The 21,293-nt window shown below is 73.3% G+C and carries 19 protein-coding genes; 10 read left to right on the forward strand and 9 right to left on the reverse strand.

Features of this window, described 5'->3' with window-relative positions:
- The 3 genes from ACQPXD_RS28530 to ACQPXD_RS28540 form a co-directional block, all read right to left on the reverse strand.
- Positions 1-402 carry an STAS domain-containing protein gene (locus ACQPXD_RS28530; RefSeq protein WP_432824386.1) on the reverse strand — a complete coding sequence of 134 codons (402 nt, stop codon included), beginning with the start codon at positions 400-402 and terminating at the stop codon, positions 1-3.
- Positions 402-1,256: an STAS domain-containing protein gene (locus ACQPXD_RS28535; protein WP_432824387.1), complete on the reverse strand. Its 855-nt coding sequence runs from the start codon at positions 1,254-1,256 to the stop codon at positions 402-404. The genes ACQPXD_RS28530 and ACQPXD_RS28535 overlap by 1 nt, the downstream gene beginning before the upstream one ends.
- A gap of 181 nt (positions 1,257-1,437) precedes the next feature.
- Positions 1,438-1,752 (reverse strand): SCO4226 family nickel-binding protein, encoded by a 315-nt coding sequence (locus ACQPXD_RS28540; protein WP_432824388.1) that lies wholly within the window; start codon positions 1,750-1,752, stop codon positions 1,438-1,440.
- 81 nt (positions 1,753-1,833) lie between these two features.
- Here ACQPXD_RS28540 and ACQPXD_RS28545 point away from each other — a divergent pair, with 81 nt between their 5' ends.
- Positions 1,834-4,845 carry an ATP-binding protein gene (locus ACQPXD_RS28545; protein WP_432824389.1) on the forward strand — a complete coding sequence of 1,004 codons (3,012 nt, stop codon included), beginning with the start codon at positions 1,834-1,836 and terminating at the stop codon, positions 4,843-4,845.
- Between the two features lie 8 nt (positions 4,846-4,853).
- On the opposite strand, the gene ACQPXD_RS28550 is transcribed toward ACQPXD_RS28545, so the two are convergent.
- The gene (locus tag ACQPXD_RS28550; RefSeq protein WP_432824390.1) at positions 4,854-5,099 is read right to left on the reverse strand and encodes a hypothetical protein; all 246 of its coding nucleotides are present in this window, start codon (positions 5,097-5,099) and stop codon (positions 4,854-4,856) included.
- A 36-nt stretch (positions 5,100-5,135) separates the two neighbouring features.
- Here ACQPXD_RS28550 and ACQPXD_RS28555 point away from each other — a divergent pair, with 36 nt between their 5' ends.
- From ACQPXD_RS28555 to ACQPXD_RS28575, 5 genes are all read left to right on the forward strand, one after another.
- Positions 5,136-5,927: a methyltransferase domain-containing protein gene (locus ACQPXD_RS28555; protein ID WP_432824391.1), complete on the forward strand. Its 792-nt coding sequence runs from the start codon at positions 5,136-5,138 to the stop codon at positions 5,925-5,927.
- 70 nt (positions 5,928-5,997) lie between these two features.
- Positions 5,998-6,987: a malate dehydrogenase gene (locus tag ACQPXD_RS28560; RefSeq protein WP_432824392.1), complete on the forward strand. Its 990-nt coding sequence runs from the start codon at positions 5,998-6,000 to the stop codon at positions 6,985-6,987.
- A 276-nt stretch (positions 6,988-7,263) separates the two neighbouring features.
- Positions 7,264-8,049: an endonuclease III gene (gene nth, locus ACQPXD_RS28565; protein ID WP_432824393.1), complete on the forward strand. Its 786-nt coding sequence runs from the start codon at positions 7,264-7,266 to the stop codon at positions 8,047-8,049.
- Positions 8,050-8,388: 339 nt separating this feature from the next.
- Complete coding sequence (tnpC, locus tag ACQPXD_RS28570; protein ID WP_432824394.1) at positions 8,389-9,531, forward strand: IS66 family transposase; 1,143 nt, start codon at positions 8,389-8,391, stop codon at positions 9,529-9,531.
- 8 nt (positions 9,532-9,539) lie between these two features.
- Positions 9,540-9,692: an IS66 family transposase gene (locus ACQPXD_RS28575; protein ID WP_432824395.1), complete on the forward strand. Its 153-nt coding sequence runs from the start codon at positions 9,540-9,542 to the stop codon at positions 9,690-9,692.
- Between the two features lie 927 nt (positions 9,693-10,619).
- Here the strand turns inward: ACQPXD_RS28575 and lon are convergent.
- Complete coding sequence (gene lon / locus ACQPXD_RS28580) at positions 10,620-12,983, reverse strand: endopeptidase La (protein ID WP_432824396.1); 2,364 nt, start codon at positions 12,981-12,983, stop codon at positions 10,620-10,622.
- Between the two features lie 88 nt (positions 12,984-13,071).
- Positions 13,072-14,265 (reverse strand): FAD-dependent monooxygenase, encoded by a 1,194-nt coding sequence (locus tag ACQPXD_RS28585; RefSeq protein WP_432824397.1) that lies wholly within the window; start codon positions 14,263-14,265, stop codon positions 13,072-13,074.
- A gap of 77 nt (positions 14,266-14,342) precedes the next feature.
- Here ACQPXD_RS28585 and ACQPXD_RS28590 point away from each other — a divergent pair, with 77 nt between their 5' ends.
- Complete coding sequence (locus ACQPXD_RS28590) at positions 14,343-14,915, forward strand: TetR/AcrR family transcriptional regulator (protein ID WP_432824398.1); 573 nt, start codon at positions 14,343-14,345, stop codon at positions 14,913-14,915.
- A gap of 108 nt (positions 14,916-15,023) precedes the next feature.
- Here the strand turns inward: ACQPXD_RS28590 and ACQPXD_RS28595 are convergent, their stop codons facing one another.
- Positions 15,024-15,779: a PP2C family protein-serine/threonine phosphatase gene (locus tag ACQPXD_RS28595; RefSeq protein WP_432824399.1), complete on the reverse strand. Its 756-nt coding sequence runs from the start codon at positions 15,777-15,779 to the stop codon at positions 15,024-15,026.
- A gap of 170 nt (positions 15,780-15,949) precedes the next feature.
- Complete coding sequence (locus ACQPXD_RS28600; protein WP_432824400.1) at positions 15,950-17,239, reverse strand: M20/M25/M40 family metallo-hydrolase; 1,290 nt, start codon at positions 17,237-17,239, stop codon at positions 15,950-15,952.
- A gap of 649 nt (positions 17,240-17,888) precedes the next feature.
- Here ACQPXD_RS28600 and ACQPXD_RS28605 point away from each other — a divergent pair.
- Together ACQPXD_RS28605 and ACQPXD_RS28610 are read left to right on the forward strand one after the other, a co-directional pair.
- Positions 17,889-18,623 (forward strand): hypothetical protein, encoded by a 735-nt coding sequence (locus ACQPXD_RS28605; RefSeq protein WP_432824401.1) that lies wholly within the window; start codon positions 17,889-17,891, stop codon positions 18,621-18,623.
- A gap of 265 nt (positions 18,624-18,888) precedes the next feature.
- Positions 18,889-19,545, forward strand: a complete 657-nt coding sequence (locus tag ACQPXD_RS28610) for a DUF1345 domain-containing protein (RefSeq protein WP_432824402.1) — start codon at positions 18,889-18,891, stop codon at positions 19,543-19,545.
- On the opposite strand, the gene ACQPXD_RS28615 is transcribed toward ACQPXD_RS28610, so the two are convergent.
- Positions 19,517-20,200: an EcsC family protein gene (locus ACQPXD_RS28615; protein ID WP_432824403.1), complete on the reverse strand. Its 684-nt coding sequence runs from the start codon at positions 20,198-20,200 to the stop codon at positions 19,517-19,519. The two genes, ACQPXD_RS28610 and ACQPXD_RS28615, sit on opposite strands and share 29 nt — an antisense overlap.
- A 62-nt stretch (positions 20,201-20,262) precedes the next feature.
- On the opposite strand from ACQPXD_RS28615, the gene ACQPXD_RS28620 reads away from it, so the two are divergent.
- Positions 20,263-21,069 carry an SAM-dependent methyltransferase gene (locus tag ACQPXD_RS28620; RefSeq protein ID WP_432824404.1) on the forward strand — a complete coding sequence of 269 codons (807 nt, stop codon included), beginning with the start codon at positions 20,263-20,265 and terminating at the stop codon, positions 21,067-21,069.
- Positions 21,070-21,293 lie beyond the last annotated feature (224 nt).

The raw sequence follows: 21,293 nt of genomic DNA on the forward strand, positions 1-21,293 counted from the left end.
TCAGACAACGTCGTCCTCGGCCACCACGATCACCCCGACGCCGTGGATCTGCTTCGTCTCGGCCAGGATCTCCAGCGCCTTGTCCACGTTGAGCGCCGTGCGCACCCCGTTCAGCGACAACCCCAGCTCCACCAGCGTGATCGCCACCGCCGGCCGCATACCCACGACCACCGTCTCCGCGTCGAGCACCCGCGACACCGCCGCGATCGTCGAGAGCATCCGCCCGATGAACGAGTCCACGATCTCCAGCGCCGAGATGTCGATCACCACACCGTGCGCACCGGTCTCCACGATCCGCTCCGACAGGTCCTCCTGCAGCTGCAGCGCCGTCTGGTCGTCCAGATCGATCTGGATCGACACCAGCAGGATGTCGCCGATCTTCAGGACGGGCACCCGGTCCATCAGGCCGCCTTGCGCTTGACGAAGTCCACGCCGCTGGCCCGCAGCGCGTGCACCAGCGCATCGGCCAGCGTCGCCTTCGTCACGATGTCACCGAACTCGATGCCCAGCGCCACCACCGTCTGCGCGATCTGCGGCCGGATGCCGGAGATGATGCACTCGGCGCCCATCAGCCGCGCCGCCACCACCGTCTTGAGAATGTGCTGCGCCACCTGCGTGTCCACCGCCGGTACCCCGGTGATGTCCACGATCGCGAACCCCGACCCGGTGTCCACCAGCGTCTGCAGCAGCTTCTCCATCACCACCTGCGCCCGGGCCGAGTCCAGCGTGCCGACCAGCGGCACCGCCACCACCCCGTCCCACAGCTTCACCACCGGCGTCGACAGCTCGAGCAGCTGCTCGGTCTGGTCGGCGATGATCGCCTCGCGGGCCTTGGCATAGGTGTCGAAGGTGAACAGGCCCATCTCGTCGACCAGCAGCGACAGCACCAGGAAGTCGGCCGACACCTGCCCGGCGTCCTCGGCCCCGGCCAGGGCCAGCACCACCTGCTTGACCGCGAACACCAGGTTTGCCGTCTCGGTCGGCGTGAACCCCTGCCGCGCCCACGACCGGGACAGCTCGGCCAGCGTCGCCCGCGACTCGCCGCCGTGCGTGCCGGCCAGCTCCCCGTCGCCGCCGTCGCCGAGCATGCCCAGCAGCGCCGTATACACCTCGCGGACCTGGTAGGCCAGCTCGGCGTCGGTGAGCCGGCCCCGCAGCGTCCGCGCGGCGGTCTCGGCCCAGCGCTTCAGGATCTCGTCCTCGTGCGATCGCAGGAGCGCGCTGAGCCGCTGCCTTGCCTCGGCGTCCACCTTCACCCGTCCATTCCCCCTCCGAATTGCGCGGATTCGCAGTGGACGCTACCGCCCGCCGCCCGGACAGGCGAACGCAGACACCTATTTGTCGTCCAGCACACTTCACGTGCACTTCGCGTGTGCGCGATTACGTCGCGTAATGCATCCTAGGAACCTAGGTCCTCAAGTTTGCTCCGGTTATGGCTCAAACCTCGATCGGCAGCTCGTACACCTCGGTCGTGGGGTGGCCGGCCCGCTCGTGCACCCGCATCACGGCCTCCTTGCTCGGCCCCGTCGACAGGCAGAACACCTTGCCCGACTCCGGGTCCAGCCACGCCCGCTCGAAGTGCACACCTTCCTCGCCCTCGATGGCGAGGTCGGCCTCGTGCGCCTCCGCCAGCTGCTCCGCGGTCACGCCGACGAACCCGTCGTGCACGTCCATGAACCTGGCCATCGCGGCCCCCAATCGGTCCTCCGGAGTGCCCTGCGCGCCCCGGCCGGCCTCCAGGTTTCCGGCCACCCGGCCATCCGCGCATCGGTACGTCGACCTACCGAGCCCGCCGCAGCCGGTTTCCGGGGCTTTCCTCATACGATCCCTGACATGCGCGGTGCGTACCCGGCAGGCGGCCGGCAAGTGAGCCCGGCCCTGGTGGGCCGCGACGACCTGCTCGCCCTCGCCGCCCGCCGCCTGGCCGAGGCCACCGAGGGGCGCGGCCACCTGCTCCTGCTGGCCGGTGAGGCGGGCATCGGCAAGACCCGCCTGCTGCACGAGCTGCTGGCCCGCACCACCGCCGCGGCCTACGTGGCCGGCGCCTTCCCCGGCGACGGCGAGGTCGCCGGCGGCCTGCTCACCGACCTCGCCGTCGAACTCCGCGCCCACGCCGCTCGCTCAACGCCCGGAGCACGCTCCAACCACGCCGCTCGCTCAAGGCCCGAAGCGCCAGCGGAGCTCGCCGGCCACGCGGCGCCCGGAATGCTCTCGGATTCCGCCGCCCGCGCAGTATCCGACAAAATGATGATAAGTCCGATAAGTCCGGCGCCTCCGGCGCCGGACTTATCGGAAATTTCGGGTTTGCCCCACAGAGGAGCCCTTGCTCCGCCACCCGCCGAAGACCAGCCTCCGGGGGCCGGCCACCCGGGCGAGCCGGACACCGCGGCCAAGGCGGCCGGCGAACGGCTGCTCGAGCGGCTGCGCCACCGCGACGAGGACGGCGACGCGCACCGCCGCCGCCGTACCCTCGCCGCCGAGCTGGCCGAGGCCCTCCTCGCCATCGCCGGGCCGCCCGGCGGCGGGCCCGTGATCGTCGCGCTCGAAGACCTGCATTGGGCCGACGACCTCACCCTCGACGTGCTCGAACGCGCCGCCCGCCGCCTGCTGGCGGTGCCGATGCTGCTCGTGTGCACGTACCGCAGCGACGAACTCTTCCCCGGCGCGCCGCTGCGGCGGGTGCGCGCGCGCCTGCTCAACCAGCGCCTCGCCGAGGAGGCGCGGCTCGCCCGGCTCGACGCCGGCGGCACCGCCGCCATGCTCGCCGCGATCACCGGGGCGGCGCCGCGGCCCGCCGTGGTCGAGGCGGTGTTCGCGCGCAGCGACGGCATCCCGCTGCACGTGGAGGAGTTCGCGGCGGCGGTGGGAGCCATCGGCGCGGTACCACCGCCGCAACCACAGGCGCTCCCGGAAACCCTGGCGGACGCGGTGCGGGCCCGGGCCGAGACGCTGCCGCCCGGGGCCCGGCGGGTGGCGGGCGCGGCCGCGGTGATCGGGCGGCAGTTCGGCCTCAGCCTGCTCAACACGGTCGCCGGGGAGACCGCCGAGGACCTCGACGAGGCGCTGCGCGAGCTGCAGGACCGGTTCTTCGTGGAGCCCCGCGGCGACGGCGACACGTTCGACTTCCGCCACGCGCTGATCCGCGACGCGCTGTACGCCGACCTGCCCCCGCTGCACCGCCGCCGGCTGCACCGGCGGGCGGCCGAGGCGGGGCCGGCGCACGGGCTCGGCGACGCGCACGTCAGCGACCACTACGAGCGCGCGCACCTGCCCGGCGCGGCGTACCGGCATGCGCTGGCCGCGGCGCGCGACGCGACGGCGGTCTCCGCGCACCGGGAGGCGGTGGAGGCGTACCGGCGGGCCCAGCGCACCACCCCCGGCGACACGCCGCCGCCGGAGCGGGCCGCGCTGCTGGCCGGGCTCGCCGCCGCGCTCGCCGCGATCGACGACAACCGGGCCGCGGAGGCGGCGTACACGCAGGCGGTCGCGCTGCTGCGCCGCTCGGCCCGGCCCGGCGCGGCGGCGCGGCTGGTGCCCGCCCTGATCGCGGTCCGCCACCTGCTCGGCGCCGCGCTGCCGGAGCGCGCCGGGCAGCTGCGGGCCGCGCTGGGCGAGGCCGAGGACCGGGCCGGCCGGGAGGCGATCGAGGAGGCGCTCGCCGCCGCGTACATGCTGGACCGCCGCCTCGACGAGGCGATGCGACACCGGCCGGGCGGCGCCACCCTCGGCGTGGTGCTCGTCTTCTCCGGGCGGATGGCGGAGGGCTGGCAGGCCCTCGACGCGGCGATCCGGGCCGCCGACGGCGCGGGCGAGGAGGCGGCGGCCGCCCGCGGGTACCGGATGCTCGGCACCTCGGCGTCGGTCCTGGTGGAGTACGACCTGGCCGCCCGCCGGCTGCGGGAGGGCATCGCCTACGCGGAGCGGACCGAGCGGTACAACGACCGCAACTACATGACCGCCCACCTGGCCCACGTGCGCTGGGCGACCGGCGACCCGGACGGCGCCGAGGCGCTCGCCCGCGAGTCCCTGGCGCACGGCGAGGGCGGGGTGACGACGCTGATCACCGCCGAGTACGTGCTCGGGTACTGCGCACTGACCCGCGCCGACCTCCCAGCCGCCCGCGCGCACCTGACCGAGGCGCTGCGGCACGCCGAGCCGATGGCCGAGCTGCAGCGGGTCTCCCCCGCCCTGTGGGGCCTGGCCGAACTGGCGCTGCGCGAGCCGGGCGAGCCGCCGCGGACCGCCGTGGACCTGGTCGAGCGCGGGTACGCATTCTCCGCCGAGGTCCGCGACGCCGCCTACCTGTTCCCGCACGTGGTGACCGGGGTGCGGGCGTACCTGGCGGCGGGCGATCCGGCCGGCGCCCGGGACTGGGCGGCGCGCACGGAGCGGCTGCTGCGGGAGCGCGGCATCCCCGGCACCCTGCCGGCGATCGACCACGCCGCCGGATTGCTGCGGTTGTACTCCGGGCAGACCGGCCGGGCCCGCGAGTCCCTCGAACGGGCCCGGGCCGGCTGGCAGGAGCGGCGGCGCGCCTGGGAGGGCGGGCAGGTGCTGCTCGACCTGGCCCGCTGCGCGACCCGCTCGCGCCGCCCGGCCGACGCCGCGGCGCTGGCCCGGCAGGCCGCCGGCGCACCGGCGGCCGACCCAGCGGGCGGTCCCGGCCCGCTGTCGCCGCGGGAACTGGAGGTCGCCCGGCTCATCGCCGGCGGGCTCACCAACCGCGAGATCGGCGCCGCGCTGCACATCGCGCCGAAGACCGTGGCCGCGCACGTCGAGCACATCCTGACCAAGCTCGGCGTCAAGGGCCGCGCCCAGGTGGCGGCCTGGGTCGCGCGTTTGTAGCGTCGCGTTTATAGAGTTGCCAGTCGCGTCTCGCGCTGGGCAGACTCGATCGCCTCGCCCCGGGTGTCGGCCAGCCACACCGCCGGGCCGGCCGGGCCGCCGACCCGCTGCAGCAGGCCGGTCTCGTCGGTCCAGGCGACCAGCGGCACCGGCTGACCCTGTCCGGTCTGCCAGCCGATCACCCGGCCGGCGTGGATGTCGGTGCCGTCCGAGGTGGCCAGCCACAGCGGCGTGCCCTGCGAAACGATCGTCATGCCCCGGGTGATGCCCCGGCGACGGAGGGTACAACCATGGATGATGACCTCGAGGCGCTGCTGCGCGAGGGGGCGAGCGTGCCCGTGGCGGGCTGGGACTTCTCCTGGTTCGCCGGTCGGGCCACCGAGGAGCGGCCGCCCTGGGGGTACGCCCGCCTCCTGGGCGAACGCCTCGGAACCGCTCGGGCCGCCCTGGACGTGCAGACCGGCGGCGGCGAGGTGTTCCGCGAGGCCCTGTCGGCGGCGGCCGCGGCCGGCGGCGGGCCCGCCCGGGTGGCGGCCACCGAGTCCTGGCCGCCCAACGCGGCCCTGGCCCGCGCCGCCCTCACCCCGTTCGCCGCGGAGGTGGCGCAGGTCGCCGACGACGCCCCGCTGCCGTTCGGCGACGGCGCGTTCGACCTCGTCAGCTGCCGGCACCCGACGGTGGTCGGCTGGGCGGAGATCGGCCGGGTGCTCGCGCCCGGCGGCACCTACCTGGCCCAGCACGTCGGGGTCGGCACCGCCGCCGCGGTCACCGACTTCATGATGGGCCCGCAGCCGATCGGCGACGGCCGCAGCGTGGCCCGCGCGGTCGCCGGCGCCACCGCGGCCGGCCTCGAGGTCGCCGACGTGCGCACGGCGACGCTGCGGATGGAGTTCTTCGACGTCGCGGCGGTCGCGGTGTATCTGCGCAAGGTCATCTGGATCGTCCCGGAGTTCTCCATCGAGGGGTACCGCGACCGCCTGGCCGCCATGCACGCACTCATCCGCGAGGAGGGTTCGTTCGTCGCGACGACCGCGCGGTACCTGATCGAGTGCCGTAAGCCACACGGAGTGGACGGATGGTGAACGCTCGTTGGGCCGCCGGGGATAGTTTGTTGGCGAAGAGCACACCCGCCGCTGCTGCAGGAGAAGTCTCATGAGCGACTCGTCCGTCAACGTCACCGTGACCGGCGCGGCCGGCCAGATCGGCTACGCGCTGCTGTTCAGAATTGCTTCCGGGCAACTGCTCGGCGCGAATACCCGGGTCAAGCTGCGCCTGCTGGAGATCCCCCAGGCCGTCCGCGCCGCCGAGGGCACGGCCCTGGAGCTGGAGGACGGCGCGTTCCCGCTGCTGGCCGGCGTGGACGTGTTCGACGACCCGAAGCAGGCCTTCTCCGGCGCCAACGTGGCCCTGCTCGTCGGCGCCCGCCCCCGCACCAAGGGCATGGAGCGCGGCGACCTGCTCGAGGCCAACGGCGGCATCTTCAAGCCGCAGGGCGAGGCGATCAACTCCGGCGCCGCCGACGACATCAAGGTCCTCGTCGTGGGCAACCCGGCCAACACCAACGCCCTCATCGCCCAGCGCCACGCGCCGGACGTGCCGGCCGAGCGGTTCACCGCCATGACCCGCCTGGACCACAACCGGGCGATCGCCCAGCTGGCCAACAAGCTCGGCGTGCCGGTCTCCGAGATCACCAAGGTCACGATCTGGGGCAACCACTCCGCCACGCAGTACCCGGACCTCTTCCACGCCGAGGTCTCCGGCAAGAACGCCGCCGAGGTGGTCAACGACCAGCAGTGGCTCACCGACGAGTTCATCCCCCGCGTGGCCAAGCGCGGCGCCGAGATCATCGACGTCCGCGGCGCCTCCTCGGCCGCCTCGGCCGCGTCGGCCGCCATCGACCACGTCTACGACTGGGTGAACGGCACCCCGGAGGGCAACTGGACCTCGGCCGCCATCGTCTCCGACGGTTCGTACGGCGTCCCCACCGGCCTGATCTCGTCGTTCCCGGTCACCGCCCGCAACGGCCACTGGGAGATCGTCCAGGGCCTCGACATCGACGAGTTCTCCCGCGCCCGCATCGACGCCTCGGTCGCGGAACTGGAGGAGGAGCGGGCCGCCGTCGAGCGCCTCGGCCTGATCTGAGCTCCTCCACTGCTCTCACCCTCACCGGGCGGGCGGTCCTTCACCGGACCCCCGCCCGTTTGCTTCAGTAGCTCGCGCTCTCGTGGGGGGGGCGCTCTGCTGGGGGGGTGTCGTGGCTCAACTGCTGGCTGTGTGGCGCTCTCCTGGGGGCGCTCTAGTGGGCGCGCTCTGCTGGAGGCCGGCGGTGGCTCGGCTGCTGGCTGGCTTGGGGCTCTCTCGGGGCGGGCGCTCGGCCGGGGGCCGCGAGGCGGCGGCATTCCGACGTAGGCTCGTCGGGTGCCGTCGCGCCGCTCCACCACAGCCACCTCGCCAGCCGCCAGCTCCCCGGCCGCCGACGCGACCTCCGCGGCCCAGGCCGACACCGCGCCGCCCACGGGCGGCAACGAGCCGGGCATCGCCGAGGTCCGCCGCGCCCGCCGGATCCTGCGGCTGCTGACCGCCCGCTACCCGGACGTCCGCCTGGAGCTGGACTTCGCCTCCCCGCTGCAGCTGCTCGTCGCGGCGCAGCTGGCCGCACAGACCCTCGACGAACGCGTCAACGCGGTGACGCCGATCCTGTTCGAGCGCTACCCGACCGCCGCCGCCCTGTCCGAGGCCGACCCGGCCGACATGGAGCAGCTGCTGGTCCCCGTCGGCTGGTACCGCCAGAAGACCCGCAACCTGATCAAGCTCGCCGCCACCCTGGTCGAACGCCACGACGGCGAGGTCCCCGCCACCCTCGACGAGCTGGTCGCCCTGCCGTGGATCGGCCGCAAGACCGCCAACATGGTCCTCGGCAACGCCCTCGGCACCCCCGCCATCTCCGTCGACACGCATACGGCCCGCGTAGCCCACCGCCTGGGCTGGGCCCCGGCCAAGGACCCGGAGGCAACGGAGGCCGCCATCGCCGCCCGCTTCGACAAGAAGGACTGGGTGACGCTCAACCTCCTGCTCATCCTGCACGGCCGCCGCACCTGCCACTCCCAGAAACCGGCCTGCGGCGCATGCCCGCTCGCCGCGGAGTGCCCCTCCGCCGGCATCGGCGAAACCGACCCGGAAAAGGCCCGCGCCCTCCTGAAGTAGCCCGCAGCCGGCCGAGCCCGATCGCCACGACGCGTCAGCTGCGGAAGACCGCCCACGAGTCGCCACGCCCGTAACCGGCAGGACGCTCCGCGCCCGCCGCCAGCATCGCCGGCCGCCCGGTGACCGGCCACGGCGGCCGCGGCACCCGCCGGCCGACGCGGTCCGCGTCGACTCGCCCGGAGCCCCACCCGCCCCGGAGTTCGCTCATCACCGGCCCGATGGCGGCAGGCTGGCCGCCAAGTCACTCCAAGCCGTCGGCCGCCCGGTCGTAAGGTAACTATTCAGGTGGTTGGCGGCAGGGACTTGATCGTCTGGGTGGTTTAGGGCACGGTGTCCGTTGTGAGTGCCGGTCCGCGTCCCAGCTATGACGAGTTGGCGGCGTTGGTGGTGGTCCAGGCTGAGCAGATCGCGGTGTTGCGGGCGCGGGTGGCGGAGTTGGAGCGGCGGTTGGGGCTGGACTCGCACAACTCGTCGAAGCCGCCGTCCTCGGATGGGCTGGGGAAGCCGGCGCCGCGGTCGCAGCGGCGGGCGGCGGGCCGCCGGGCGGGCAAGCAGCCCGGCGCGCCGGGTGCGGCGTTGACACAGGTGGATGAGCCGGATGCGGTGGTGGATCACCGGCCGGTGGCGTGCGCCGGGTGCGGTGAGGTCCTGGCCGGTGTCGCGCCGGTCGGGTTCGAGGCGCGGCAGGTGTTCGACCTGCCGCCGATGCGCTTGGCGGTGACCGAGCACCGGCTGTGGCGGTGCGCCTGCGCGTGCGGGACGCACACCACAGCCGCGGCGCCGGTGGGGGTGGACGCGCCGGCGCAGTACGGGCCGTCGATCGCGGCCCTGACGGTCTATCTGCTGGTCGGCCATCACACGCCGGTGGACCGTACCGCGCAGATCCTGGCTGATCTGTTCGGTGCGGCGCCGTCGGCGGGGTGGATCGCCGGGCTGACCGGGCGCGCCGCGACCCGGCTGACCGGCTTCACGCAACGGCTGCGGCAGGTCCTGCGCACCGCGGCGGTGGTGCATTTCGACGAGACCGGGCTGCGGGTGGCCGGCCGGCTGCGGTGGCTGCACGTGGCCTGCACCCCGCTGGGCACCTTCTACCACCTGGACGACAAACGCGGCCGGGACGCCATCGACGTCATCGGTGTGCTCACCGCGCTGGGCGCGGGCCAGACCGCGGTCCACGACGGCTTCAAGTCGTACCTGCACCCCGCCTACGACACCGCCGGGCATGCCTTGTGCAACGCTCACCACCTGCGGGAACTGGACGGCTGGGCCGAACACGACCCGGCCCACACCTGGGCCGGGACCCTGGCCGGGCTGCTCCGCGAGGGCAAACACCAGGTCAACCAGGCCGTCGCCGCCGGCCGGGACCGTCTCGACCAGACCGTCCTGACCGATCTGCTGCACCGCTGGGACCAGGCCGTCCAGGCCGGCTACGCCGCCAACCCACCCCCACCAGCGGCGGCCGCGGCAAGATCCTCGCGCTGATCGACCGGATGCACGGATTCCGGCGCGAGATCTGGCGCTTCGCCCACACCTTCACCGTCCCGTTCGACAACAACCAAGCCGAACGCGACATCCGCATGGTCAAAATCCAGCAGAAGATCTCCGGCGGCTGGCGCACCCCCACGGCGCCCAGCACTGGCTGACCGTGCGCAGCTACGTCTCCACCGTGCGCAAAAACGGCCTGCACGTCCTCACCGCCCTGCGCGACGCCCTCACCGGCAACGCCTGGCTCCCACCCCAACCTGAATAGTTACGTCGTAAGTCTCCGTGATCATGCAGTCTCGCCGTCGACACCAAGGCTTTTTCATGATCGTGGAGACTTTTGGTACACATAGGTACGGTTTGTCTCCGCGATCATGAAAAAGTCGGCGAACGGCGGCGAGACGCGCATGATCACGGAGAGTTGTGGTCGGGGCCCGTCGGTGCGGCAGCGCTCGGCGGGGCTTGCGGTGCTGCGGGCGCAGTGGGTCTCGCGGGGTGCGAACGCAATGGGTCCGCGGGGTGCGGGCGCGGAGGTCTTGGCACCGCGGGCCTGGCAGGGAGGGCCGCCAGGCCCGACCGGTGTCTGGCGGGAGCAACGGTCTGGAAGTGACGCGGCCCGAGTCAGCCAAAAGCTACTAACTGCGACATATACGAAATGTCGAATAAGTCAGGACACGGAGTGTTCGGAGGTATTCGGAATCGCCGCTTCGATCGGCAACGAGGCGGCGGGCGTCGGCGGCGAGGCGGCCGGCCGCCGGCCGCCGGCCGAGGGTTGTCGGCCGATCGCAAGCGCACACCTGCGAACGGCGTCACATGCGCCGCCACCGCCACGCTCGAGGCTGCGGCCAAGCCGCGGCCCGAACGCGCCAGGCCGCTCCACTGGAGCGCGCAGGCCCGGGTGAACGCTCGCTACACCGGGCTGAACCCGGCCCTAAATGTGCTGGACCCCGCCACCATCGCTGGCCCGGTGACGGTAACCAGCCCGCACCGGGGCCGGGACCGGGACCGTCGCCGACCCGAACGGCCCGTGCCGGTGGCCAACGCCGGCCCGGGCCGGCGTTGGTCACCGGCACGGGCCGGGTGGCTTGCTAGAGGCCAGCCGGGATCAGGTCGGGCACGGCCGGGCCGTCGGCGGCGGGGCTGTCCGGGTCGGCCGGGTCCGCCGCCGGGCGGAGTGCCAGGGCCAGGACGTCGGCGACGTCGGACAGGGCGTGCACGGTCAGCTGGGCGCGGACCTCCTCGGGCAGGTCGTCCAGGTCGGGCTCGTTGCGCTTCGGGATGATCACCTCGGTGAGGCCGGCGCGGTGGGCGGCGAGCAGCTTCTGCTTGACGCCGCCGATCGGCAGGACGCGGCCGGCCAGGGTGACCTCGCCGGTCATGCCGAACTCCGGGCGGACCGGGCGGCCGGTGGCCAGCGACGCCAGGGCCGTGACCATGGTGATGCCGGCGCTCGGGCCGTCCTTCGGGACCGCGCCCGCCGGGACGTGCAGGTGGATGCGGCGGCCGGCCAGCTCGTTGGGGTCGATACCGAGGCGCCGGCCGTTGGAGCGCAGATACGACAGGGCGATGTGCGCCGACTCCTTCATGACGTCGCCGAGCTGGCCGGTCAGGGTCAGGCCCGGCTCGCCCTCCATCGAGGTCGCCTCGATGAACAGCACGTCGCCGCCGGCGCCGGTCACCGCCAGGCCGGTCGCCACGCCGGGAACGGCGGTGCGCTCGGCCGACTCGGGCGTGAACCGCGCCCGGCCCAGGTACTTCGCGACGTCGTCGACGCCCACGTGCACCGGCGCCGGGTCGCTCGCCAGCGCGACCGCGACCTTGCGCAGGATCTTCGCCAGGGCCCGCTCCAGCTGCCGGACGCCCGCCTCGCGGGTGTGCTCGCCGGCGATCTGGGCGAGTGCCTCGTCGGCGATCGAGAAGTCGGCCGGCTCCAGGCCGGCCCGCTGCAGCTGCCGGGGCAGCAGGTGATCGCGGGCGATGGCGACCTTCTCCTGCTCGGTGTATCCGTCCAGGGCGACCAGCTCCATGCGGTCCAGCAGCGGGCCGGGGATGGTCTCCACCACGTTGGCGGTGGCCAGGAACAGCACGTCGGACAGGTCGAGGTCGACCTCGAGGTAGTGGTCGCGGAAGGTGTGGTTCTGCGCCGGGTCGAGGACCTCCAGCAGGGCCGCGGCCGGGTCGCCGGCGTAGCCGGCGGCCAGCTTGTCGACCTCGTCGAGCAGCACGACCGGGTTCATCGAGCCGGCCTCGCGCAGGGCGCGCACGATGCGGCCGGGCAGGGCGCCGACATAGGTGCGCCGGTGCCCGCGGATCTCGGCCTCGTCGCGGATGCCGCCGAGCGAGACGCGGACGAACTTGCGGCCCAGCGCCCGGGCGACGGACTCGCCGAGGCTGGTCTTGCCGACCCCGGGAGGACCGGCCAGCGCGAGCACCGCGCCGGAGCCGCGGCCGCCGACGACCTGCAGGTTCTTCTCGGCGCGCCGGTTGCGCACGGCGAGATACTCCAGGATGCGGTCCTTCACGTCGGCCAGGCCCGCGTGGTCGGCGTCGAGCACGGCGCGGGCGGCGGCGAGGTCGGTGTTGTCCTCGGTGCGCACGCTCCACGGCATCTCGAGCACCGTGTCGAGCCAGGTGCGGATCCACCCGGCCTCGGGTGACTGGTCGCTGGCCCGCTCGAGCCGGCCGACCTCGCGCAGCGCCGCCTCCTTGACCTTGTCGGGCAGGTCGGCGGCCTCGACGCGGGCCCGGTAGTCGGCCGAGCCGTCGGGCTCGTCCTCGCCGAGCTCCTTGCGGATCGCGGCCAGCTGCTGGCGGAGCAGGAACTCGCGCTGGGTCTTCTCCAGGCCCTCGCGCACGTCGTGGTTGATCTTCTCGTTGACCTGCTGCTCAGCGGCGTGGGCGCGGGCCCACTCGACGAGCAGCTCCAGCCGGGCGGTGACGTCGGGCGCCTCGAGCAGCTTGATCTTCTGCGTCAGGGTCAGCCACGGTGCGTATCCGGCGGAGTCCGCCAGCTCGGACAGGTCGGTGATCTTCTCGACGGTGTCGATGACCTGCCACGCGCCGCGCTCCTGGAGCACGCCGATGACCAGCGCCTTGTACTCGCGGGCCAGCTCCCGGGCCCGGCCGGCCGGGACGGGCTCGTCGAGCGGGGTCGCCTCGACCCACAGCGCCGCGCCGGGGCCGGGCACGCCGGCGCCGATGCGGGCGCGGTCCAGGCCGCGGATGACCGCCGCCGGCTCGCCGCTGGGCAGCCGGCCGACCTTCTCGAGCACGGCGATGACGCCGAACGAGCCGTATTCGCCGTCGACCCGCGGGACCGCCAGGACCCGCTTGTCACCGGCGGCGCGTGCCGCGTCGACGGCCGCCTGCGTGGAGGCGTCGAGCGTCACGGGAATGACCATGCCAGGAAGCAGGACGTCGTCGTTGAGTGGGAGAACCGGGAGCGTTGCCATCAGGACACACCTGCCATCAGTAGGTTGAGCGTGTCAGGCTTAAGTTACAAACGGTGCCCCATGTTCCCGTCGGTGCCCGTCGTGTGACTCAGGCCACTCGGAGCACCGCGGGCGCCGGGTAGTCCGGCAGGTCGAACGCCGTCGCCGTCCGCGTCGCCAGGTGCCGGAACAGGTGGCGCGCCGGCGGAAGATACCGAATCGTCTTGAAGAAACGATTCCGCTGGGCGATCTTCTTCCGGGTCGACGGCACCAGGAAGTCGGGGCTGCCGTCCGCTTGTTGCTGGCAGGTCGCCACGTAGGGCCGCATCAGCTGCTCATAGCGGCGGAACGCCACCTCGTGATCACCGCGGGCGGCGTCCAGCTCGGCGGCCAGCACGTGCGCGCCGACGACCGCGAGCCCGGTGCCGTTGCCGCCGGGACCCCCCGCGTATCCGGCGTCGCCGAGCAGCACGACCCGCCCCCGCGACCAGCGGTCGAGGTGGATCTGCGTGGTGGAGTCGAACCAGAAGTCGGCGGCCTGCCCCATCGCCTCGAGCAGCTCCGGCGTGCGCCACCCGACGCCGGCGAACCGCTCGGCCACGATCCGCCGCTGCTGCTCGACGTCGCGGTAGTCGAACTCGAGGCCGGGCTCGGCGAACGTCATCGACACGATCTGGTCCCCGCCGTGCGGCGACATGACCGACACCGAGCGGTTGGGCTCGCTATACATGACCCCGCAGCGGTGCAGACCCAGCGTGCCCGGCATCGTGAACACACCGCCGTAGACCCCGAGCGGCCTCCGGTGCGCCGCGTGGTCGCCGAACATCAGCCGCCGCACCCCGGAGTGCACCCCGTCGGCGCCGACAACCAGGTCGAACCGGTGCGGTGGCGCGTGGGTGAAGGTCACGTCGACCCCGCCGCCGTCCTGCTCGATCGCCGCGATCGTGTCGCCGAATTGGTACTCCACGTGCTCCCCCGTCGCCGCGTAGAGCACCTCGGCGAGATCCCCCCGGAGGACCTCGAGGTCACCGCTGAAGATCGCCGCCGGAATCGCCGAGACCCGCTCGCCCGCGGCGTCGACGATCGCGATGTCGCCCATGTGGGTCGCCCGCGCCTCGAGCGCGTCGCGCAGGCCCATGCGGGCCAGCGTCTCGAGGTGCACGCGGCCGCGGAAATCCACGGCATAGCCGCCGCCCCGCAGGGCCGGCGCCTTCTCGACGACGGTGACCTGGTGCCCGTATCGCTGCAGCCACAACGCCAGCGAAGGCCCGGCGACGCTGGCTCCGGAGATGAGGATGTCCATGCCGAGGACCATACACGCGTTCTAAACGTTTGTATAGTACGGATGTATGGCACGGGTGTATAGTAAGATCATGCGCTATGGGACATCGCGAGGACCTGCTCGAAGGCGCGGTGCGCTGCCTCTACGAGAAGGGCTACGCCCGCACGACGGCACGCGACGTCGTCGAGGCGTCGGGCACGAATCTGGGCTCGATCGGCTACCACTACGGCGGCATGGCCAACCTGCTCAACGCCGCCCTGGAGCGGGCGCTGGAGGACTGGGGGCTGTCGCTGGCCGAAGCCCTGATGTCCACCGAGACCGAGGGGCTGACCGGCCAGGCGCGCTTCGAGGCCTACTGGCAGCACGTCCTGGACACCGTCGCCGCCCACCGCCCGGTGCTCATGGCGACCTTCGACGCGTTCGTGCAGATGGAGCACTCGCCCGACGTGCGCAAGATGCTGGTCAACGGCATGCGCGACGCGCGCAAGCTGTGGGCGGAGATGCTGCACGGCATCGACCCGGAGGCCGAGCCGACCCGGGCCGACCAGATCGGCTCCTTCTACCAGGCGCTGCTCAGCGGCGTGCTGGCCCAGGTGCTGATCGACCCGGACGACGCACCGACGGCCGAGGACCTCAGCGCCGCGCTGAGCGCGATCGCCGCCACCTTCTGACCCGACGGGCGCCCCGTTGCGTGACCTCGGCCTCGGCACCGTCGCCGCGCGTCCTGACCGGAGCGGGGCGAGATCGAGCCAGGCCGGACGGAGGCTGGGCCGGGTGGGTCAGGCGACCTTGACGATGACCGTTGTGGCGTTGTCGCGGCCGCCGGCCTCCAGGGAGGCGGCGGTCAAGGCGGCGGCGATCGTGGCAGCGGGGCCGCCGGAGGCCAGGGTGCGCTCCATGCGCTGATACGGGACCTGTTCGGCGATGCCGTCGGTGCACAGGCAATAGACGTCGCCGGGAAACATGGTCACGCTCAGGACGTCGGGCTCCGGGAGGGAGGGGTGGCCGATGAAGCGGTGCAGCTGGTAGCGAGCGGCGGCCGCCTGCGGAGAGTCGGCCGGATACCAGCCGTGAACGGCCCCCAGCCAGGCCGCGGTGTGGTCGACGGTGAGCAGCTCCAGCAGGCCGCCGCGGAGGCGGTAGACCCTTGAGTCGCCGATCTGGGTCACCCAGGCGCCGGTGGCGTCGGCGACCAGTGCCGTCAGCGTGCAGCCGGTGAGCTCGCGCAGCTCCTGGCCGGCGGCCCGGACCTGGCGCTGGGCTTCGGCGATCGCGGCGAACAGGGGTGTGGGCTCCAGCGGGCCGCGGTGTTGCTGGACGGCGGCGGTGAACACCTCCACGGCGAGCCGGCCCGCGGTGCGGCTGCCCTCGCCGGCGCCCATGCCGTCGGCCACCACGGCGCACAGGCCGGGGCGGCGCGCCAGCTCGGCGGCGCGCACCACGTCGAAGTTGGCCGGATAGCGGCGGCCGACCTCCGTGGCGGTCCCGACGCTGAGCTGCCGGCCGGCGCCAGAGACCTCGATCATCGTGGTCATCGCCGCACAGCGTAACGGGTCCCGCGCTGTCCGGGTGGCCCCGTGTTCATCCTCCGTTCAGCGCAAATCAGTGACGTTCGTCGCTTGGTTCCGGCTATTGGATGAGGTCGCGCCGTCCGGCGGCCGCGGATGACGTTCCGGTGGGCCGGCCACCCGAGCGGGGCCGACGGTCAGCAGTCGCGCAGCAGCCGGGTCAGGACCCGCTCGCCGAACTCCAGACCGTCGAGCGGGACCCGCTCGTCGACGCCGTGGAAGAGGGCGGTGAAGTCCAGGTCGGGGGGCAGGCGCAGCGGGGCGAAGCCGAAGTGGCGGATGCCCAGGCGCTGGAAGGACTTGGCGTCGGTGCCGGCCGAGAGCATGTACGGCAGGATGCGCGCGCCCGGGTCCTCCGCCTCGATCGCGGCGGCCATCGCGTCGACCAGCCGGCCGCTGAAGTCCGTCTGCACCGGCGGGAGCGAGTCCCACTCCAGGTCGACGCCGGGACCGAGCACCTCGGCCAGCTCCTTCTCGAACGCGGCCTCGCGGCCCGGCAGCATGCGGCCGTCGACGGTGGCCTCGGCGACGGACGGGACGACGTTCGCCTTGTAGCCGGCGGAGAGCATCGTCGTATTCGCCGTGTCGCGCAGGGTGGCGCCGATCATCCGGGCGAGCGAACCCAGCCGGGCGACCGCGGCCTGCGGGTCGTCCGGGTCGAACGGCACGCCGGTCAGCTCGGCGACGCCGGCGAGGAAGTCGCGGACCGGGGCGCTGAGCACGAGCGGGAACTCGTGCTCCTCCAGGCGGGTCAGCGCCGCGGCGAGCTTGGCGACCGCGTTGTCGGTGTGGACCATTGATCCGTGGCCGGCGGTACCGCGGACCTTCAGCCGCAGCCACATCACGCCCTTCTCCGCGGTCTCCACCAGGTAGGCGCGCACGCCGTCGCGGACCGTGTAGGAGAAGCCGCCGACCTCGCTGATCGCCTCGGTGACGCCCTCGAACAGCTCGGGCCGATGATCCACGAGCCAGCCCGCGCCCTGGTGGCCGCCGTTCTCCTCATCGGCGAGGAAGGCGAACACGACGTCGCGGGGCGGCACGATCCCCTCTCGCTTGAACCGGCGCGCGACGGCCAGGCTCATGGCGACCATGTGTTTCATGTCGATCGCGCCGCGCCCCCAGAGGTACCCCCCGGAAATCTCGCCCTCGAACGGCGGGAATGTCCACGGCGACGTGCCCTCCGGCACCACGTCGAGGTGGCCGTGCACGAGCAGGGCGCCGCGCGACGGGTCGGCCCCCGGCAGGCGGGCGATGACGTTGCCGCGGCCCGGGGCCGGCTCGGCATAGACCGTCTCGAACCCGGCGTCCTCCAGGCGCTCGGCGACGAACTCGGCGGCGGCGCGCTCACCGACGGTGGTCGACGGGTCGCCGGTGTTGGTGGTGTCGAACCGGATCAGCTCGCGCGCCAGGGAGACGACCTCGCTCATCGCTGTACCGTATCCGCGGCTCGTTGCGGTTCCGCGTCAGGAGATTTACCGGTACCGCGGCCAAACTCACAGTCACTTGGCAGCTCCACGGCATTGCCGGCCCAGCTGCGACGTGCACGGTCGATCCGGAAGGTCCGATTCTGGAGGAGTACGCGCGATGAGCCCTGCTCATGAGGACGCACCGAACGCCGAACCGTCCCCGCCCCCGGGCGGCGGCGCGCCCGACGCCCACCGTGGCGCCGCAGACACGCCGGGTGGCCACCCGGTCGGTTCGCCACCGGCACCGGCCGCGGCGGACTCGGCGGCCACACCGGTCGAGGCCGGCTCACCGTCGGCACCGGCCGGGGACGGTTTGGCAGCGGCCGACGGCGACCAGCTCGGGTCCGCCGGAGCATCGCCATGGGCGGGACCGCCGACGCCCGGGGCCGACCCTGTTCCGCCCGCGGCCGGACCCGCGCCGGCCGGCGCCGAGCCGGGGGTCCCCGCGGGCGGACCCGCACCGGACGGACCCGCACGGGGCAGACCCGCGGCACCCACGGCCCAGCCGGGCTTCCCCGCAGCGGGCGGACCCGCGCCGGCCGGGCTGCCCATGCCCGGCGCACCCGCGGGCGGACCCGCAGCGGGTGGAGGCGCGTGGGCCGGGCATGCGGTGCCCGGGGCCGAGCCGGCGCCGATCTGGGCCGCCGGCGCGCCCGCCGGACCGCCGCCCGGTGTGCCGGCCGGCGCCGGGCCGGCGCCCGCGCGCCGGTCGTCGCGGCTGAAGCTGGGCATCGTGGCCGGCGTGTCCGCGGTGATCGTCATCGCCGGCGGCGTGGCGGTCGCGCAGGCGGCGACCGGCAACAACACCAACGCCACGCAGGACGGCCGCGGCCCGGGCGGCGGCGGGCGCGGCGGGTATGGCTTCCCCGGCGGCGGGCCGGGCGGCACCGCCCAAGGCGGCCCGGGCGGTCAGGGCGGTCAGGGTAACGGGCAGGACAACCAGGGCGGCCGGGCCAACGGCTTCCCGGGCGGCGGCTTCGGCCGCGGTGGCACGGCGATCGGCATCGGCGGCGCGCTGCACGGCGACTTCGTGATCAAGGACGGCAACGGCCAGTACGTCACGGAGCGCCTCCAGACCGGCACCGTCACCGCAGTCAGCGCCACCTCGATCACGGCCAAGAGCGAGGACGGCCACGCCACCACGTTCACGGTCGGCGCCAGCACCAAGGTCAACAACGGGGAGGCGAACGTGTCGGACGTGAAGTCCGGCGACACGGTCACGATCGTCGGCACGGTCTCGGGCGACACGGCGACCGCCACCGAGATCACCGACATCGCCCTGCTCCGCCAGGGCACCGGCGGCAACCGCACCCGTCCCAGCGCCAGGCCGACCCGCACAACCTGACGCGGCACGGGCCGAGCCGAACATAAGCGAAATATCGGATATGTCCGTCACGAAGTGGCGGACATATCCGTTCCGACAGCCGACGTAGCGCTCCTTCACCGGCAAATACAGCCGCCGCAGGCGAACGGGACCTCGCAGGCCGGTTGGCGATGTCCGCCGACCAGCTCGACGCCGACCCGGCGCGTTGCCGCTTGGCGAGCGGGCCGGCGGGCCCGGCGGGACACTGGTGCCCGTGCCGCCGTCCAGGGACGGCGCGGAACGGAGCATGAGCGCGATGGCCCTGAAGTTCGGCCGGGAGTGGTCCGCGCGGCGGACCGTGGTGACGGCGATCGCGGCCGGCGTCGTGGCCGCGGTGGTGGCGATCTTCGTGGTACCGGCCGAATTCACTCCGCTGATCGCCTGGGACGTGGCCGCCGCCGTGTACCTCATCGTCACCTGGCACCGGATCCTCGGCCTCGACGCCGGGCAGACCGCGAAGGACGCCCGGCTCGAGGACCCCACCCGGGCCGGCGCGGACCTCATGGTGCTCGTCGCCGCGGTGGCGAGCCTGGTCGCGGTCGGCTACGTCATCGTCGGGGCCGGCGCGCACAGCCTGCTGCGGACGGCGATCGAGGCCGGGCTCGGGGTGGTCAGCGTGGTGGTGTCGTGGGCCGTGGTCCACACGGTCTTCACGCTGCGGTACGCCCGGCTGTACTACTCCGACACCCCGGGCGGCGTCGACTTCCACGACGAGCACCGGCCGCGCTTCTCCGACTTCGCCTACCTCGCCTTTACCGTCGGCATGACGTTCCAGGTCTCCGACACCGAGCTCAACTCCTCGGCGATCCGGCGGTCGGTGCTGCAGCACGCGCTGCTGTCGTACCTCTTCGGCACCGTCATCGTGGCCCTCACCATCAACCTCGTGGCAGGGCTGACCCACTGAGCCGGAGCCGGTACATCGTGATCGCGCGGGCGCCCAGGTCGCGGGTCGCGTTGCCGTTGGTGACGCCGCCGAGGATGATCGCCGCGCCCGGAATGACCTTGGCGGCCATCTTCTTCACCGCGCGGACGCCGGCCATCTGGGCGAGCTTCAAGGTCAGCCGCAGCACGACCTTGCGCACCTCCGGGCGCTCGGCCGGCAGCAGCGCGTCGACGCGTTCCCGGCCGCGGGCCACCGCCAGTGCCGTCCGCGCCGTCTGGGTGTACTTGTGGATGCCCTGCAGCACGAGCAGCTCCACGGCCCGGTCGGGATGGGCCGGGTCGGCGCCGTAGTTGGCGGCGAGCATCAGCACCATCCGGGCCTGGGTCCAGGCCAGCACACCGACGTCGAGCACGGCGCCGGCCAGCGGGACCGCACCGGAGACCGCGCCGGAGAGGCGGGACTGGTTGACGTACCGATAAATGATCATGTCGGCGAGGGCGTCGGGCGGGGCGCCCGGGTTCTGGCCCTGGAGTTTTACCAGCTCGGCGGCCATGCGCGGGCCGAGCCGGGTCACCGCCTCCAGCGCCAGGTGCTCCGGCGCGTACTCCGGGTCGGCCCGCATCCGCTCCCACAGCCCGGCGGGCGGCCCATCCTCGCGAAGGTCGGTGTCGGTCACCCGGCCCACGGTACAAAAACGACGCCAACCGGTGGTGGAGGGGCGACGGTACGCTGATCCGCGTGACTCTGCCGGACTGGGCGCCAATGGGCGTCGACGTGAGCAAGCCCAACGCTGCCCGCGTGTACGACTACGGCCTGGGTGGTTACCACAACTTCGCGGTCGACCGCGAGTTCGCCGAGCAGCTCATCGCCGCCTGGCCCGGCATTTTGCAGGTCGCCCACACCAACCGCAGCTACCTCGGCCGGGTCGTGCGCTGGCTGGCCGGGCAGGGCGTGCGCCAGTTCCTCGACATCGGCTCCGGGATTCCCACCCGCGGCAACGTCCACGAGGTGGCCCAGGCCGCCGACCCGGAGGCGACGGTGGTGTACGTCGACATCGACGACGTCGCCGTCAGCCACGGCCAGGCGATCCTGGCCGGCAATCAGCACGCCGCCGCGCTGCACGGCGACCTGCGCCACCCGGCCGACATCCTCGCCGACGAGCGGGTCCGCGCGCTCATCGACTTCGACCGGCCGGTCGCGGTGCTGCTGGTGGCCGTCCTGCACTTCCTGTCCGACGAGGACGACCCGGCCGGGATCGTGCGCGGCCTCGCCGGCGCCCTCGCCCCCGGCAGCTTCGTCGCGGTGTCACACTTCACGGCAGCCGAGGAGGTCGCCGGCGCGCAGGCCGAGGTGACGAAGCTCTACGACCGCACCCCGACCTCGGTCCGCACCCGCACCCGCGCCCAGGTGGAGGCGATCCTCGGCGACCTGCGCATCGTCGAGCCCGGCATCGTCCCGGTCACCGCCTGGCACCCCGACCCGGACGAGCCCGCCGAGCCCGAGCAGCTTTCCGTCCTGGGCGCGGTCGCCTCCAAACCCGCCTGACCCACGCAAATCCGACTCACCCCCACCGAACCGACACTTCCCGACCGGCCGACCGCCCAGCTCCAACCGGACCGGGCCTGGCGGCGGGCCGGTCGGCGCGCCACCGGGCTTGACCAATGTCGTGACATAGCGGGCCGAGCCGTGCGCCCACCAGCTAAATCGTGATATATCCGATATGTCGGGCGCGCCAGCGCCCGACATATCGCTTCAGCGAGCAAAAGCGT

The sequence above is a fragment of the Dactylosporangium sp. CA-092794 genome (genome assembly GCF_050948465.1).
Lineage (GTDB): Bacteria > Actinomycetota > Actinomycetes > Mycobacteriales > Micromonosporaceae > Dactylosporangium.